Annotated in this window: 16 protein-coding genes and 2 tRNA genes; 9 read left to right on the top strand and 9 right to left on the bottom strand. The window is 74.3% G+C overall.

Features of this window, described 5'->3' with window-relative positions; genetic code table 11:
* Positions 1-31: 31 nt before the first annotated feature.
* The 4 genes from ACH495_RS17965 to bcp form a co-directional block, all read right to left on the bottom strand.
* Complete coding sequence (locus ACH495_RS17965; protein WP_396858836.1) at positions 32-556, bottom strand: GNAT family N-acetyltransferase; 525 nt, start codon at positions 554-556, stop codon at positions 32-34.
* Positions 557-645: 89 nt separating this feature from the next.
* Positions 646-723 (bottom strand) — tRNA-Leu (locus ACH495_RS17960).
* Entirely contained in the window at positions 714-1,310 is a 597-nt protein-coding gene (locus ACH495_RS17955) for an HNH endonuclease (RefSeq protein ID WP_396858835.1), read from the bottom strand. Before ACH495_RS17955 ends, ACH495_RS17960 begins: the two co-directional genes overlap by 10 nt.
* Before the next feature lie 31 nt (positions 1,311-1,341).
* Positions 1,342-1,812, bottom strand: a complete 471-nt coding sequence (bcp, locus tag ACH495_RS17950) for a thioredoxin-dependent thiol peroxidase (RefSeq protein WP_396858834.1) — start codon at positions 1,810-1,812, stop codon at positions 1,342-1,344.
* A 123-nt stretch (positions 1,813-1,935) separates the two neighbouring features.
* Between bcp and ACH495_RS17945 the strand changes: the two genes are divergently transcribed.
* The 4 genes from ACH495_RS17945 to ACH495_RS17930 are packed head-to-tail and all read left to right on the top strand — an operon-like array spanning position 1,936 to position 4,653.
* Positions 1,936-2,658, top strand: coding sequence for an energy-coupling factor ABC transporter permease (locus ACH495_RS17945; RefSeq protein WP_396858833.1), 723 nt, complete (start codon positions 1,936-1,938; stop codon positions 2,656-2,658).
* Positions 2,655-3,101: a PDGLE domain-containing protein gene (locus ACH495_RS17940; protein ID WP_396858832.1), complete on the top strand. Its 447-nt coding sequence runs from the start codon at positions 2,655-2,657 to the stop codon at positions 3,099-3,101. Before ACH495_RS17945 ends, ACH495_RS17940 begins: the two co-directional genes overlap by 4 nt.
* Positions 3,102-3,118: 17 nt before the next feature.
* Complete coding sequence (cbiQ, locus tag ACH495_RS17935; RefSeq protein ID WP_396858831.1) at positions 3,119-3,889, top strand: cobalt ECF transporter T component CbiQ; 771 nt, start codon at positions 3,119-3,121, stop codon at positions 3,887-3,889.
* Positions 3,886-4,653: an energy-coupling factor ABC transporter ATP-binding protein gene (locus ACH495_RS17930; RefSeq protein WP_396858830.1), complete on the top strand. Its 768-nt coding sequence runs from the start codon at positions 3,886-3,888 to the stop codon at positions 4,651-4,653. Before cbiQ ends, ACH495_RS17930 begins: the two co-directional genes overlap by 4 nt.
* A gap of 124 nt (positions 4,654-4,777) precedes the next feature.
* Here the strand turns inward: ACH495_RS17930 and ACH495_RS17925 are convergent, their stop codons facing one another.
* Genes ACH495_RS17925 through ACH495_RS17910 form a run of 4 tightly spaced genes read right to left on the bottom strand, consistent with a single transcriptional unit; the run spans position 4,778 to position 7,733 of the window.
* Complete coding sequence (locus ACH495_RS17925) at positions 4,778-5,884, bottom strand: hypothetical protein (protein ID WP_396858829.1); 1,107 nt, start codon at positions 5,882-5,884, stop codon at positions 4,778-4,780.
* Positions 5,881-6,603 (bottom strand): DsbA family protein, encoded by a 723-nt coding sequence (locus tag ACH495_RS17920; RefSeq protein WP_396858828.1) that lies wholly within the window; start codon positions 6,601-6,603, stop codon positions 5,881-5,883. The genes ACH495_RS17925 and ACH495_RS17920 overlap by 4 nt, the downstream gene beginning before the upstream one ends.
* Positions 6,596-7,114 (bottom strand): MauE/DoxX family redox-associated membrane protein, encoded by a 519-nt coding sequence (locus ACH495_RS17915; RefSeq protein WP_396858827.1) that lies wholly within the window; start codon positions 7,112-7,114, stop codon positions 6,596-6,598. Before ACH495_RS17915 ends, ACH495_RS17920 begins: the two co-directional genes overlap by 8 nt.
* A 31-nt stretch (positions 7,115-7,145) precedes the next feature.
* Positions 7,146-7,733 carry a sigma-70 family RNA polymerase sigma factor gene (locus ACH495_RS17910; protein ID WP_396858826.1) on the bottom strand — a complete coding sequence of 196 codons (588 nt, stop codon included), beginning with the start codon at positions 7,731-7,733 and terminating at the stop codon, positions 7,146-7,148.
* Positions 7,734-7,934: 201 nt separating this feature from the next.
* Between ACH495_RS17910 and ACH495_RS17905 the strand changes: the two genes are divergently transcribed.
* The 3 genes from ACH495_RS17905 (at position 7,935) to ACH495_RS17895 (ending at position 11,400) form a co-directional block, all read left to right on the top strand.
* Positions 7,935-9,602, top strand: coding sequence for a copper resistance CopC/CopD family protein (locus tag ACH495_RS17905; protein ID WP_396858825.1), 1,668 nt, complete (start codon positions 7,935-7,937; stop codon positions 9,600-9,602).
* 16 nt (positions 9,603-9,618) lie between these two features.
* Positions 9,619-10,350, top strand: a complete 732-nt coding sequence (locus tag ACH495_RS17900; protein WP_396858824.1) for a YcnI family protein — start codon at positions 9,619-9,621, stop codon at positions 10,348-10,350.
* A 141-nt stretch (positions 10,351-10,491) separates the two neighbouring features.
* Entirely contained in the window at positions 10,492-11,400 is a 909-nt protein-coding gene (locus tag ACH495_RS17895) for a hypothetical protein (RefSeq protein ID WP_396858823.1), read from the top strand.
* 105 nt (positions 11,401-11,505) lie between these two features.
* Here the strand turns inward: ACH495_RS17895 and ACH495_RS17890 are convergent, their stop codons facing one another.
* Complete coding sequence (locus ACH495_RS17890) at positions 11,506-12,789, bottom strand: glycosyltransferase family 87 protein (RefSeq protein WP_396858822.1); 1,284 nt, start codon at positions 12,787-12,789, stop codon at positions 11,506-11,508.
* A gap of 73 nt (positions 12,790-12,862) precedes the next feature.
* On the opposite strand from ACH495_RS17890, the gene orn reads away from it, so the two are divergent.
* Complete coding sequence (orn, locus tag ACH495_RS17885; RefSeq protein ID WP_396858821.1) at positions 12,863-13,453, top strand: oligoribonuclease; 591 nt, start codon at positions 12,863-12,865, stop codon at positions 13,451-13,453.
* Positions 13,454-13,544: 91 nt separating this feature from the next.
* A tRNA-His gene (locus tag ACH495_RS17880) sits at positions 13,545-13,617 on the top strand.
* Positions 13,618-13,723 lie beyond the last annotated feature (106 nt).

Here is a 13,723-nt window from a genome sequence, read left to right as displayed (position 1 = left end):
CCAGGGGGGGAGGGGGGGGGAGGGTGGGCGGTTACCGGCGGGGGAGGTCCCGCCACATGAGGATCTCGTCTCGGGAGTCCGTGGGGGAGAGGCGGAGGGCGGCGGGGAGGCGGCCGACCTCGCGGTAGCCGAGGCGACGGTAGAAGCGGTCCAGGCCGAGGCCGTCGCGGATCGTCACGTGCAGCGCCGCCACGCCCAGCGCGCCGGCCACCCGCTCGGCCTCCCGCATCAGCGCCGCGCCGTGCCCGCGCCCCTGGGTGTCGGGGTGCACCATGACGCGCTTGAGCACCCGCCAGTGCGTCTTCAGGTGGAAGCGGTTGTCGGCGATGACGAGGACGGCGACCAGCCGGTCACCCTCGTAGCCGGCGAGCAGCCGGTCCGGCCCGCCGGCGACCTCGGCGAGCGTCGAGTCGGCGACCGGCCGCACCTCGGCGGCGCTCACCGGGGCGACGAAGCCGACCGCGCCGCCGGCGTTTGTCACGTCCACCCAGAGGGCGACGAGCTGTTCGCGCAGCTCGGGGGTCAGGTCGGGGTCGAGCACGAAACGCAGGTCCACGCCGCCATCCTGCGCGTGACGACGGGGCCCGGACCTGCGTTCGTGACCTTCCCGACAGCCGCCGGTGCCGAACGGCACCGGTGACCGGGTGGTAGGGCCGGCGGGACTCGAACCCGCACTGGTGCGGACCTAAACCGCATGCCTCCTGCCAATTGGGCTACGACCCCTTCACGGTGAACACCGTCGTCCTCCACGGCCATTCTGGCCGACGCCGCAGGCGCCTGCCGATCGGGAAGCCGGTCGGTGTCACAGCCTCCGGATCGTAGACCACGTCCGGTGCCGGCACGGCCGGCCTACGGTTGCCGGCGTACGTGGCGGTCTGGCTGTGGCAGTTCGGGCAGAGCAGCCGCAGGTTGCGTGGCCGGTTGTCCAGGAAGTCGCCGTTGATGTGGTCGACGTGCAGCGTGAGCGGCGCACCCTGCCAGGTGGCACCGATCCCGCACGCCTCGCACTCCTCCGGCAGGCCGATCGCGCGGAGCGCCCGCTTGAGTCGGTGGCCGGCAACTCTGCGGCTGCCCTCCGGGCGGTTCGTGAGCAGCGCCGTCACCGGGAGGCGGACGCCCCGCCCGCCCCGGTTGTGCGCCTGCCCGGTGAAGTGTGAGGTGTCGATGCCGAAGCGCTTGAGCTGCCGGCTGATGTGCGCGTGCGACCCGCCGCTGATCCGCACCCCGAGCAGCCGCATCACTTCGGTGACGCCGTGGGCCTGCGCCGCCGCTGCGGCCAACCGCTCGGGGGAGTATTTGTAACGAACCACGTGCCGACGGTAACGGAACCCTCCGACGGGTTCAGTCGAGACCGAGGTCGCGGCGCAGCTTGGCGACGTGGCCGGTGGCCTTGACGTTGTAGAGCGCCCGCTCGACCTTGCCGTCGGCGTCGATGACGAACGTGGAGCGGATCACGCCGGTGACGGTGCGGCCGTACGACTGCTTCTCGCCGTACGCCCCGTACGCGGTCAGCACCGCCTTGTCCTCGTCGGCGACCAGCGGGAACGTGATCGCGTCCCGCTCGCGGAACTTCGCCAGCTTGGCCGGCTTGTCGGGCGAGATGCCGACCACCTGGTAGCCGGCGGCCTGGAGCGAGGCGAGCGAGTCGCGGAAGTCGCACGCCTGCTTCGTGCAGCCGGGCGTCATGGCGGCCGGGTACGCGTACAGGATGACCTTGCGGCCGCGCAGGTCGGCCAGGGCGAGCGTCCCGCCGTCGTCGGTGGGGAGGGTGAACTCGGGGGCGGGGTCGCCGGGGTTCAGGCGGTCGGTCATGGCGGGAACGATACCGCCGTGCGGGGGTCGGTGGCGGGCGGCGACGCGCGGCGGACGGTGATCATCACCATGGCTTGTTGCAAGGGATTGGCAACAACACCGCCCGGGAAATAGGCTCGGCCCGTGGAAACCCTGGCGATGCACATCTCCAACGGGATCATCGACGGTCCCGTCGCCGCGATCTTCGCGGCCTTCGCGCTCGCCGCGCTCACGTTCTGCGTGCTGCGCGGCCGGGCCGATCTCGACGACCGGCTGGCGCCGATGGCCGGCCTGGTGGCCGCGTTCATCTTCGCCGTGCAGATGCTCAACTTCCCGATCTTCACCGCCGGGGTGAGCGGCCACCTGCTCGGTGGCGCGCTCGCCGCGCTGCTGGTCGGCCCCTGGGTGGGCGCGCTCTGCGTGGCAGTGGTGCTGGTCGTGCAGGCTCTGGTGTTCGGCGACGGCGGGGTGGCCATGCTCGGCCTGAACATCACAAACATGGCGATCCTCGGCACCGCCGCCGCGTACCTGCTGATCGCGCTGCTGCTGCGGGTGCTGCCGCGTACCCCGGCCGGGCTGGCGGTCACCGCGTTCGTCTCCGCGCTGGTCAGCGTCGTGGTCGCGTCGCAGGGCTTCGTGCTGCAGTACTGGCTGGGCGGCACCACCGACCTCGGCGGCAACCTCGGCGGGCTGGCCGGCACCATGGCCGTCGCCCACCTGCTGATCGGCATCGGCGAGGGCCTGATCACCGCCACCACCGTGGTCACCGTCGCCAAGGTCCGCCCCGATCTGGTGTACGCGCTGCGCGCCCTGAAGAAGCCAGCCGTTCCGGTTCCCGCCGTCCCGGTCGCCGGAGGTGCCCGATGAGCAAGCGTTCCTGGCCGTTCCTCCTCGGTGGCCTGCTGGTTGCCCTGCTGCTGGCCGGTGTGGTCAGCAACTACGCCTCGTCGCACCCGGACGGGCTGGACTCGTCGCTGCTCGAGGGCTGCACGGTGAACGCCGACGACGAGATCACCGGCGGCAGTTGCCCGGCCCAGCAGGCGAAGGACCACGAGTTGGCGGACAGCCCGCTGGCCGACTACGGCGTCCGGGGGATCGGCAACGACTTCCTCTCCACCGGCCTGTCCGGGGTGCTCGGCGTGCTGCTCACGTTCGCGCTCGGCGGCGGCCTGTTCTGGCTGGCCCGCCGCCGCAGCCCGGCAGGTGCCACCCCGGCCGGCCCGACGCGCGCCACCCCGGCCGGCCCGACGACCGAGGCCGGGACGGGCCCGGTAGGTGCCGCCGCCACCCGCCCCACCGGCGACCGCTGAGCCGGGGAAGGACGACGATGGGCGCCGGACACGGGCACGTGCTCTACCGGGAGTCCGGCTCGCCGGTGCACCGCCTCCCGCCGGAGGTGAAGATCACCGCCATGGTGCTGTTCACGGTGGCGGTGGTGGCCACGCCGCGGGAGGCGTACTGGGCGTTCGGCGGGTACGCGCTGCTGGTCACCGCCGTGGCGGCGCTGGCCCGGGTCGGCCCGCGCTGGCTGCTCGGCCGGGCGCTGATCGAGCTGCCGTTCGTGCTGTTCGCGTTCGCGCTGCCGTTCCTCGGCGCCGGGGAGCGGGTCGAGGCGGTCGGGCTGAGTCTCTCCGTCGACGGGCTGCACGGCGCGTTCAACATCCTGGCCAAGGGCACGCTGGGCGTACTCGCGTCGCTCCTGCTGGCGGCGACCACGACGACCCGGGACCTGATCCTCGGGCTGGACCGGCTGCGGTGCCCGCAGATCCTCACCCAGATCGCCACGTTCATGCTGCGCTACCTGGAGGTGCTGGTCGGGGAGGCCCGGCGGATGCGGCTGGCCCGGGTGTCCCGGGGCGACGACCCGCGTTTCCTGTGGCAGTTGCGCGGCTTCGCGGCCGGTGTCGGCGCGCTCTTCCTGCGGGCGTTCGAGCGCGGCGAGCGGGTCTACCTGGCGATGGTCTCGCGCGGCTACACCGGCCGGATGCCGGCGGTCTGGCAGGGGGCCGGCGCGGCCACCGCCGGGCAGTGGGCGGTCGCCGCGACGGTGCCGGTGATCGCGGCCTCCATCGCCGCCGCCGCACTCGTCCTGCAATGATCGGGTACGTGCAGCAGCCGCCCTCTCTGGACGTCCGTGGCGTCCGGTACGCGTACCCGGACGGTCACGTCGCCCTGCACGGGGTGGACCTGACGGTGCCGCGCGGCGACCGGGTGGCGCTGCTCGGGCCGAACGGCGCCGGCAAGACCACGCTGGTGCTGCACCTCAACGGCATCCTCGCCCCGACCGAGGGGACGGTCGAGGTGGGCGGGCTGACCGTCTCCCGCGACCGGGACACGCTGGCCGAGGTGCGTCGCCGGGTCGGGATCGTGTTCCAGGACCCGGACGACCAGCTCTTCCTGCCGACGGTGGCGGAGGACGTCGCGTTCGGGCCGGCCAACCTGGGGTTGCGCGGGGCGGAGCTGGCGGAACGGGTCGACGAGGCCCTGGCGGCGGTGGGCATGGGCGAGCACCGGGACCGGGCGCCGCACCACCTGTCGTTCGGGCAGCGGCGGCGGGTGGCGGTGGCCACCGTGCTGGCCATGCGCCCGGAGATCCTGGTGCTGGACGAGCCGTCGTCGAACCTCGACCCGGCGGCCCGCCGGGAGCTGGCGGAGATCCTGCGCGGCCTGCCGGTGACGCTGCTGATGGTCACCCACGACCTGCCGTACGCGGCCGAGCTGTGCCCCCGCGCGGTGATCCTGGACGGCGGCCGGATCGTCGCCGACGCCCCCACCCCCGCCCTCCTCGCCGACGCCGAGGTCCTGGCGAAACACCGCCTGGAACTCCCCTACGGCTTCGCCGCACCCGTCCACCCCTCCTGACCGCCCCACCCCATTCCCGCGATCTTGCACTTCCGGCCCGCGCAAAAGGGGCACAAGCCGTAATTCGTGGTCCGCAACTGCAAGATCGCGGGGCAGCGGGGCAGCGGGGCAGCGGGGCAGCGGGTCAGCGGGACGAGGGAGCGCGGGGGTGAGCGGGGCGGGGGGTGGAGCGGGCGGTGCGGGCGGCGGTGCGGAGGCGGAGCAGGCCGGCGGCGACCGCGCCGGTGCCGGTGGCCAGCGCCAGGGTGACCAGGACGCGGGTCAGCAGCGCCGGGCCGGCCGCCGGGGGCACCGCGCGGGACAGCACGGCGAGGTTGGACACGCCGGCGAACAGCGTGAGGCAGGCGCCGGCCAGCGCCAGCGTGAAGTCGGCGGCCGGCCGGCGGGCCAACGCGTACCCGCCGGCGGCCAGCGCGCCGAGGCCGGTGAGTAGCGTCCACACCTGACCGGTGACCAGCTCGGCGAGCAGGCCGCCGATCCCGGGTGTGCCGGTGTCGAGCGCCCGGCCGACGGTGAGCGCCACGGTGGCCGCGCCACCCACGGCGAGCAGCCCGCCCACCGCACGCAGCGCGCGGACGCCGGCCGCCGTCCCGGCCGGCACCAGCCCGGCCGCGCCGATCGCCAGGAAGCCGATCGTGGCGGCGACCCACCACGGGTACGGGTCGGGCGGCGGCACCCAGTCCAGCGTGCCGCGTACCTCGAGCGGGGTGTCGCCGGCACGCAGCGGCACCACCCAGTCGCGGACCCGCTGGACGCGGCCCGGGTCGGCGGCGACGGCGGCGGGCGGGCCGTCGGACCGCCAGAGCGTGCGCTGGTCGTGCCAGCGGTAGGTCGGCCCGTCGGCGATCCGCCGCCAGGCCGGCGCGGCGGCCGGGTCGGCCTCGGCCGGGAGCCGGGTCTCCCCGGCGATGGTGCGGTTCAGCCAGGTGGCCGGGGAGCGGCCGTTCTCGAACACGCCGGCCGGACCGATCCGCAGGTACGGCTCGCCGGAGTAGCCGAGCACTGTGACGTCGGCGCCGGTGCGGTTGGTCAGCTCCAGTCGCGCGCCGGCCTCCACCATCCGGGCGGTCAGTCCGGGCCGGTCCGGGCCGACGCCGGTGATCGTGGCCCGGTAGTCGGTGCCGTCCGGCGCGTCCGCGCCGTGCGCGGCGGCCGGCGAGGCGGACGCGAGCAGGGCGGTGGTCGCGGCGGCGACCAGCATTCCGGCCCGGCGCAGCGGTGCGGGGGTCACTTGCCGGCCGCCGCCACGGCCGCCCGGATGCCGTCCGGGCTCTTGTCCTGGTCCGCCAGCTCGGTGCCGTTGACCTTGATGGTGGGGGTGCCGGTGACGCCGGACCGGCTGGCCTCGTCGGTGACGTGCCCGGTCCACGCCTTGTACGTGCCGTCGTTCACGCAGGAGCCGAAGTCGTCCCGGTTCAGCCCGACGCCCACGCCGATGTCGATCAGCTCGTCGTTGCTGAGCCCGGCGCTGCCCTCGGCCGGCTGCTTGGCGAAGAGCTGGTCGGTGAACTCGCGGAACTTGCCGCCCTTCGCGGCGCAGCCGGAGGCGGCCGAGGAACGGGTGGAGTACTCGGTGGTCGAGTAGCGGTTCAGGAACGCGACCGGGTGGAAGACCACAGTGGCCTTGCCCTCGCTGACGAGCTGGTTGACGGTCTCGCCGTTGACCTGCTGGAACTGCTTGCAAACCGGGCAGAGGTAGTCCTCGTAGAGGTCGATGGTGACCGGCCCGCTGCCTTCCACGATGCCGGTGCCGGCGGCGTTCGCGCCGGGCGGGGCGGTGAAGTCGTCGGACTTCTGCGAGGAGTAGACGGCCCAGCCGATGCCGCCGGCGATCACCAGCACCAGCACCGCGGCGATCGTGGTCCAGAGCGTGCGCTTGCGCCGCTTCTCCCGGGCGATCTGCTCGCGTACCACCCTCGCTGCGTCCCGGCGTCCCTTGCGACTACTCATCGTCGTCCTCCACGGTGTCGCCCGCGAGCCACCCGTCCACCGAGAACGGGGTGCGGGGCCAGATCAGCAGGAACCCGGCCAGCGCCAGGAACCCGAGGTCCCGGAGGATCTCCGGGAGGTAGCTCGGCGTCTCGCCGGCGCCGAGCTGGCCGCCGCTGCCGAAGCACCCGCAGTCGATGGCCAGGCCGCGGGCCCAGGCCGAGGCGATGCCGGTGACGAAGACCACCAGCAGCGCCGCGGAGACGCCGGCGCTCACCCGGGTGGCCAGCCCGGCGAGCAGCAGCAGGCCGAGAGCCAGCTCCACGAACGGCAGCGCCGCACCGATCACGGTGGCCACGTCGTACGGCATCACCTGGTAGGCGTTCACGGCCCGGCCGGAGCCGGCCAGGTCACCGACCTTGGCGCCGCCGGCGACCAGCCAGACGGTGGCCAGCCCGAGGCGGGCCGCGACGCCCAGCCAGGGGCGCAGCGCCGGCCAGCGCGCGGCGGTGGTGGAGGGGTGCACAGTCATTCGTCGTCCGGCGGTCACGAAAGGTTCCCGCCTATCCGGCCAGCGCGTCGCCGACGGCGTCGATCAGCTCGTCGCGGGCCCGGGCGACCCGGGAGCGGATGGTGCCCACCGGCACCCCCTCCACGTCGGCGGCCTCGGCGTAGGAGAGGCCGAGCAGTTGGGTGAGCACGAACGCGGCACGCCGTTCGGCGGGCAGCCGGCGGACCAGGTCGGTGGCGCCGAGGTGGCCGGCCGGGTCCGGGTACGGCCGGTCGGTGGCCGCCCGGGCGGCGAGCCGCTCGTCGAGCCGGCGGCGGCGCACCACGGCCCGCAGGTGGTCGGCGCAGGCCCGCCGGGCGATGCCGAGCAGCCAGGTCCGGGCGGTGGAGCGGCCCTCGAAGCCGGGCAGCGCCCGCAACGCCCGCAGGTAGGTCTCCTGGGTCAGGTCGTCGGCGCTGTCCGGGTCGACCAGGGCGGCGGCGAAGCGCCAGACCTCGGCCTGGGTGGCCCGGACGAACGCGGCCTGCGCGGCCGGGTCGCCGTGCCGGGCCGCCAGCGCCCAGTCGGTGACCGGATCCCGGGCAGCCCCGGAACCCGCCGGGTGGCGGTCGGCGGCGGTGTCGCGCGGGGCGGGGATCACGTCAGCCGAGGTTACGCGGCGTACCTGTGCGGAACAGGGTCCTTCGGCCCAATCCGTGGTCCGGCACACGCCGGGAACTTTTCCCACCGGCCCACCGACTACCCCCGTATGACCTCCGAGCGACGCGCGGACCGGGCGCCTCGGCGTGCCCGCCGGAGGTCGACTCGCCGGATCCCGCACGTTTCGGGAACCATGGCGGTCATGACTGCTGCCGTACGCCGCCCGCCCGGGGCCGTCGTCGCCCGCTCCGGGGCCGCCGCCGGGCTGCTGCTCCTCCTGGTCGCCCTGCTCCTCGCCCCGGCCACCCCGGCCAGCGCCCACGCGGTGCTGGTGAGCAGCAGTCCCGCTGCCGCCGCGGTGGTGCCCGAGGCGCCCGCCCAGGTGGTGATCACCTTCAGCGAGGGCGTCCGCAAGGTGCCCGACAAGGTACGGGTGATCGCGCCGGACGGCTCGCGGGCCGACCGGGGCGAGCCGACGTTCCGCGGCGCGGAGGTCACCATCCCGGTCGACCCGTCCGGCGGGCGCGGCACCTACCTGGTGAGCTACCGGGTCATCTCGGCGGACAGCCACCCGGTCTCCGGCGCGTTCACCTACTCGGTCGGCGCGCCGTCCGAGCCGCCGACCGACACCGGCTCGGACAACCGGGCGAACCCGGTGACCGAGAACGCGGTCAAGGTGGCGAAGTACGCCGGCTACGTCGGCCTGCTGCTGCTGGTCGGCCCGGCCCTGGTGCTGGCCGCGCTCTGGCCGCGCCGGCTGTCCCGGCGCGGGCCGGCACGGCTGGCCTGGACCGGGCTCGGCGTGCTGGTGGTGGCCACGCTGGCCGAGCTGTGGCTCCAGGTGCCCTACACCACCGGCGGGGGTCTGTTCGACGTCACCGGCGCCGGCCTCGGCGACGTGCTGGGCAGCGCCTACGGCACCACCCACCTGGTCCGGCTGGGCCTGCTCGCCGCGGCGGCGTTCCTGCTGCGCCCGTTGTTCGCCGGGCCGGTCGGCCGCACCGACGGCATCATCCTGGCCGTGCTGGGCGGGGCGGCGTTGTTCACCTGGCCGCTCGCCGGCCACCCCGCCGCCTCGCCGGCGCCGGCGGTCTCCGTGGTGGTGGACGCCGTGCACCTGGGCGGCATGGCGGTGTGGCTGGGCGGCCTGGTGATGCTGGCGGTCTTCCTGCTGCGCCGCGCCGACGAGCGTGAGCTGGGCGCGATCCTGCCGATCTGGTCCCGCTGGGCCGCGCTCGCGGTGGCCGCGCTGCTGCTCGCCGGCACCGTGCAGGGCCTGATCGAGGTGGCCACCCCGAAGGCGCTCGTCGACACCACGTACGGCCGGCTGCTGCTCGCCAAGATCGTACTGTTCGCGCTGGTGATCGGCGTGGCCGCGTACTCCCGGGCGCTGGTGCGGCGGCGCGTCGCCGCCGGCCGGCCGGGCGCGATGCGGCGGGCCGTGGTGGCCGAGCTCGCGATCACCGCGGTGGTGCTCGGCCTGTCCGCCACGCTGGTGCAGACCACTCCGGCGCGCACCGCGGGCGCCGACGTGGCCGGTGCGCCGGCCGGCTACTTCTCCACCACGCTGAGCAGCCCGCTCTACTCGCTCCAGGTGGAGCTGGACCCGGCCGAGACCGGCAACAACTCGCTGCACCTCTACGCCTACACGACCGACAACCGGCCGCAGGCGGTGCAGGAGTGGAAGGTCACCGCGGCGCTGCCGTCGGCCGGGATCGAGCCGATCACGGTGCCGCTGCTGCCGCTGAGCGACAACCACGCCACCGGCGAGGTCAGCCTGCCGGCCCGGGGCGACTGGCAGCTCCGGATCACCGTCCGCACGTCCGACATCGACCAGGCCACGGTGACCGCCACCGTGCCGATCAAGTAACGGAAGGTTCCCACTGATGATCCGTCTCCGGCGTCCCGCGACCGCCGCCGCGCTCACTCTCGCCGCCGTCACCGCGACCCTGCTCGGCCTGGCCGGGCCGGCCTCGGCGCACGTCACGATCAACCCGAAGGAGGGTACGCAGGGCGGCTACGGCCGGTTCGCGTTCCGGGTGCCGAACGAGAGCGACACGGCGTCGACCGTCAAGGTCGAGGTGAACCTGCCGGCGAACGCCCCGGTCGGTTCCGTCTCCACCATGCCGGTGCCGGGCTGGACGGTGGCGGTGGAGAAGCGCAAGGTCGACCCGCCGGTCGAGGTGCACGGCAGCCAGCTCACCGAGGCGGTCTCCAAGCTGACGTTCACCGCGGCGCCGAACGGCGGCGTGAAGCCGGGCGAGTTCCAGGAGTTCCCGGTGTCGATGGGGCCGCTGCCGCAGGTCGACACCATGGCGTTCAAGGTGCTCCAGACGTACTCCGACGGCAACGTCTCCCGTTGGATCGAGGAGCCCGCGCCGGGCGCGGCGGAGCCGGAGAACCCGGCCCCGGTGCTCACGCTGGCCGCCGGCGAGGCGTCCGCGGCCCCGGGCGCGAGCGCGCCGGCCGTCGCGGCGGACGACGACGATGACGACGACGCGGGCTCCGGGACGGCCACCGCGTTCGGGGTGGCCGGGCTGGTCGCCGGCCTGGCCGGCCTGGTCCTGGGCGGGCTGGCGTTCGCGCGTACCCGGCGGGAGCCCGCCGCGAAGTCCTGAGCACGGCACGGCACCGGCCCGGCGGATCGTTCCCGCCGGGCCGGTGCCGTCGGTGGGCCGGGTGCGGTGGATATCCGGCGGTCGACGGAGCGTCGTCGGTAAGGTCGGCCGGGTAGTTGGCTACCGAGAGGGACGACGCGAATGCGTTTCGTACGCACGATCGCCGGCATGCTGCTGCTGGCCGTGGGAATTCCGGCGCTGCTGGTGGGTGCCGGGCTCTGGCTCACCGCCCGGCACGCCGATCCGGCCGGCGGCTTCACCGGCCGCCTCGAACCGGTGCGCACGCCCGCCCGCGCGGTCGTGGTGACCGATGTGGACGCGCTGCTCCGGGCCGACCTGCCGGCGGCGCGGACCGGGCAGGTCCGGCTGCGGCTGGCCGCGTGGGACGCGGACGGCCCGGTGTTCCTCGGTCTCGCCCCGACCGACCAGGTGCGCGAGTGGCTGGCCGACGTCCCGCACAGCACCGTGCGACGGGTCGCGGTGACCCGGGGGCCGCTGCCGGTGCGTCTCGACCCGGCCACCGCCGGCGTCGCCACCGCCGTCCCGGCCGGCCAACCCTTCTGGGTACGCCGGGGCGTCGGCTCGCTGGAGTGGCGCCCGGCCGAGTTGGCCGACCGGTCGTTGAGCCTGGTGGTGATGCGCGCCGACGGCGCCGCCGGGCTCGACCTGAGGATGCGGGCCGAGTTGCGGGCCGGCTGGTTCCCGGGCGCGGCGTGGGCGCTGCTGGCCGGCGGGGCGCTGCTGGTGGTCCTCGCCGTGGTGCTGCTGTTGCGCCCGCTCCGGCCCCGCGAGGTGGTCTTCGTGGTCGAGCCGGACCAGGTTCCGGTGCTGGCCGGGCGGCTCGGCATCGGCTCGCTGAGCGCGCTGGGCCGGCAGCCGGACCGGGCCTCCGGGCCGGACCGGCAACTGGTCGCTGTCGGCTCGGGCGCGGGTGAGCGCGGCCGCGCGGCGATCGCCCCCGCGCCGAGTCGGCGCCCGGCCAGCCTGGCCGACCTGCCGGCCGGCCGCGACTGGTCGTGGCCGCCGGTCTCCCGGCGGGACGACGGGTGATCCCGGCACGACGGCCGGTGGCCCTCCGCGCTGCCGACGCGGAGGGCCACCATCACCGGGGGATTCGGTGCTACCGGAGAGAAAACCGCGGTAGTTGAGACCAGATTAGCGGCGAACGCCATCGTTTGCGAGATCTGTCCGTTCAACGACCTTTTCCGACCGTCGGCGAACCGGCAGCACCACCAGCAGCAGCAGGCTGAGCAGCACGTACGCGTTACGCGTGACGAAATCGACCGGGTCGTCGGTATGCGCCGGCCCGGCGCCCCAGTCCTGGAACGTCACCACCCCGTACACGATCACCACGCCGGTGCCCACGGCCAGCGCCAGCCGGCCACGGCGCAGGCGGGCCCCGGCCGCCGTCGTCCGGTCGGCGTCCAGCGCCGCGTCCACCAGCACCACCACCGCCGGAATGAACCAGTACAGGTGGTGGGTCCAGGTGATCGGCGAGATCAGGCCGCCGACCAGGCCGGTCAGGGTCAGGCCGGCCAGCGCGTCGCCGGCCCGCGCCGCGCGCGCCGCCCGCCACAACCCGTAGCCGGCGACCGGCAGCACCAGCAGCAGCCACGGCAGCCGGCTCGGCTCCTCCGGCGCGGTGATCCGGCTGAGCAGCCCGAACAGGGACTGGTTGCCGGTGTAGTCGGTGCGGCCCACCCGGTCGGTGGCCCACAGCTCATGGGTCCAGAACCGCCACGAGTCGTCCGGCGCCACCGCCGCCGCCAGCAGCGTGGCCGCCGCCGCGGTCGCCGCCGCCACCGCCGCCGCCCGCCACCGCCGGGCGGCCAGCAGATAGAGCACGAAGATGCCGGGGAAGAGCTTGAGCGCCGTCGCCAGCCCCACGCCCACACCGGCCCAGCGCCGCCCCTGGGGTACGGCGAACAGCAGGTCGGCCAGGATCAGCACCACCAGCAGCATGTTGATCTGCCCGAAGGTGATCGTCTCCCGGGTGCTCTCCACCGCCAGCACCAGCAGCACGGCGACGGTCAGGCCGAACACGCGCGGCAGGCCGTGCCGCCGGAGCACCGGCGTCACCAGCCAGCGGGTGGTGACCACCACGCCGACCACGGTCAGCACCGTGAACGCGGCGATGGTGACCCCCAGCGGCAGCAGCGCGAACGGGCGCAGCAGCAGCGCCGCGAACGGCGGATAGGTGAAGTAGAGCGCGCCCTGCACCCGGTCCGGCTGGACGTAGTCGTAGAGCGGGTGCCCGGCCGCCCACCAGTCCATCGCCCGCATGTAGATCTTCAGGTCGAAGTAGTCGTGCACGAAGCCGGGCAGGTAGAGCGCGGGCAGCATGGCGGCCAGCGCCAGCACCGTGACCACCCGCCGAGCCGTACGCCCGCCCGCGTCGTCCGGGGTGACGGCGGGTGGGGCGACGGGTTCGGCTGGCACGGGGAAACCCTAGCGGTCCACCTGGCCGACCGTGCCGAGGCGCGGGCGGGTCGGCGGCGCGTAGTCTGTTCCGGTGGCTGATCTTCTCGTCTGGATCGATTGTGAGATGACCGGGCTGGACCTGCGTCGGGACGCCCTGATCGAGGTCGCCGCGCTCGTCACCGACCCCGATCTCAACGTGCTCGGGGACGGCGTGGACGTGGTGATCCACGCCGACGACGCGACGCTTGCGGGCATGCCGGAGATCGTGCGCACCATGCACGCCAAGTCCGGCCTGACCGAGGAGGTACGCCGGTCCACGGTCACCCTGGCCGAGGCGGAGGACCTGGTGCTCGACTACGTCACCAGCCACGTCAAGGACCCGCGGACCGCGCCGCTGTGCGGCAACTCGATCGCCACCGACCGGGGCTTCCTGGCCCGCGACATGACCCGGCTCGACGCCCACCTGCACTACCGCATGATCGACGTCTCCTCGATCAAGGAGCTGTGCCGGCGCTGGTACCCGCGGGTGTACTTCGGCCAGCCGCAGAAGGGCCTCGCCCACCGCGCGCTCGCGGACATCCGGGAGAGCATCCGGGAGCTGGAGTACTACCGGCGGACCCTGTTCGTGCCGCTGCCCGGCCCCGACGTGGAGACCGCGAAGGGCATCGCCGCCCAGCTCTGACGCCCGGGTCGGAACCCGGTGGACGGGGCGGGGCCGGGTGTGGCTATTATTGGTCCGCGCACCGCCCGGCTCGACCGGAGCGGCGAGCATGGTGGCTGTAGCTCAGTTGGCAGAGCACCGGGTTGTGGTCCCGGTTGTCGTGGGTTCAATTCCCATCAGTCACCCGTCTAGTGGATTTCCTCCACAGCAGTTCAGGCCCCGTCCGAGGACGGGGCCTGACGCGTTGTAGGGGACTGGTAGGTAACCCGGCATCCTCGCCGCCGCGCCGCG

It is taken from the genome of Micromonospora sp. NPDC018662 (genome assembly GCF_044391475.1).
In the GTDB taxonomy this organism is placed as follows: Bacteria; Actinomycetota; Actinomycetes; order Mycobacteriales; family Micromonosporaceae; genus Micromonospora.
The sequence above is the reverse complement of the archived record's forward strand: the minus strand, read 5'-3'. Positions and strand labels throughout refer to the sequence as shown.

Bases quoted from the DNA above. Each gene is read 5' to 3' on its own strand.
- bcp (WP_396858834.1), bottom strand. From the start codon at position 1,812: ATGACCGACCGCCTGAACCCCGGCGACCCCGCCCCCGAGTTCACCCTC.
- ACH495_RS17940 (WP_396858832.1), top strand. From the start codon at position 2,655: ATGAGCAAGCGTTCCTGGCCGTTCCTCCTCGGTGGCCTGCTGGTTGCC.
- cbiQ (WP_396858831.1), top strand. From the start codon at position 3,119: ATGGGCGCCGGACACGGGCACGTGCTCTACCGGGAGTCCGGCTCGCCG.
- ACH495_RS17930 (WP_396858830.1), top strand. From the start codon at position 3,886: ATGATCGGGTACGTGCAGCAGCCGCCCTCTCTGGACGTCCGTGGCGTC.
- ACH495_RS17920 (WP_396858828.1), bottom strand. From the start codon at position 6,603: ATGAGTAGTCGCAAGGGACGCCGGGACGCAGCGAGGGTGGTACGCGAG.
- ACH495_RS17915 (WP_396858827.1), bottom strand. From the start codon at position 7,114: ATGACTGTGCACCCCTCCACCACCGCCGCGCGCTGGCCGGCGCTGCGC.
- ACH495_RS17905 (WP_396858825.1), top strand. From the start codon at position 7,935: ATGACTGCTGCCGTACGCCGCCCGCCCGGGGCCGTCGTCGCCCGCTCC.
- ACH495_RS17900 (WP_396858824.1), top strand. From the start codon at position 9,619: ATGATCCGTCTCCGGCGTCCCGCGACCGCCGCCGCGCTCACTCTCGCC.
- ACH495_RS17895 (WP_396858823.1), top strand. From the start codon at position 10,492: ATGCGTTTCGTACGCACGATCGCCGGCATGCTGCTGCTGGCCGTGGGA.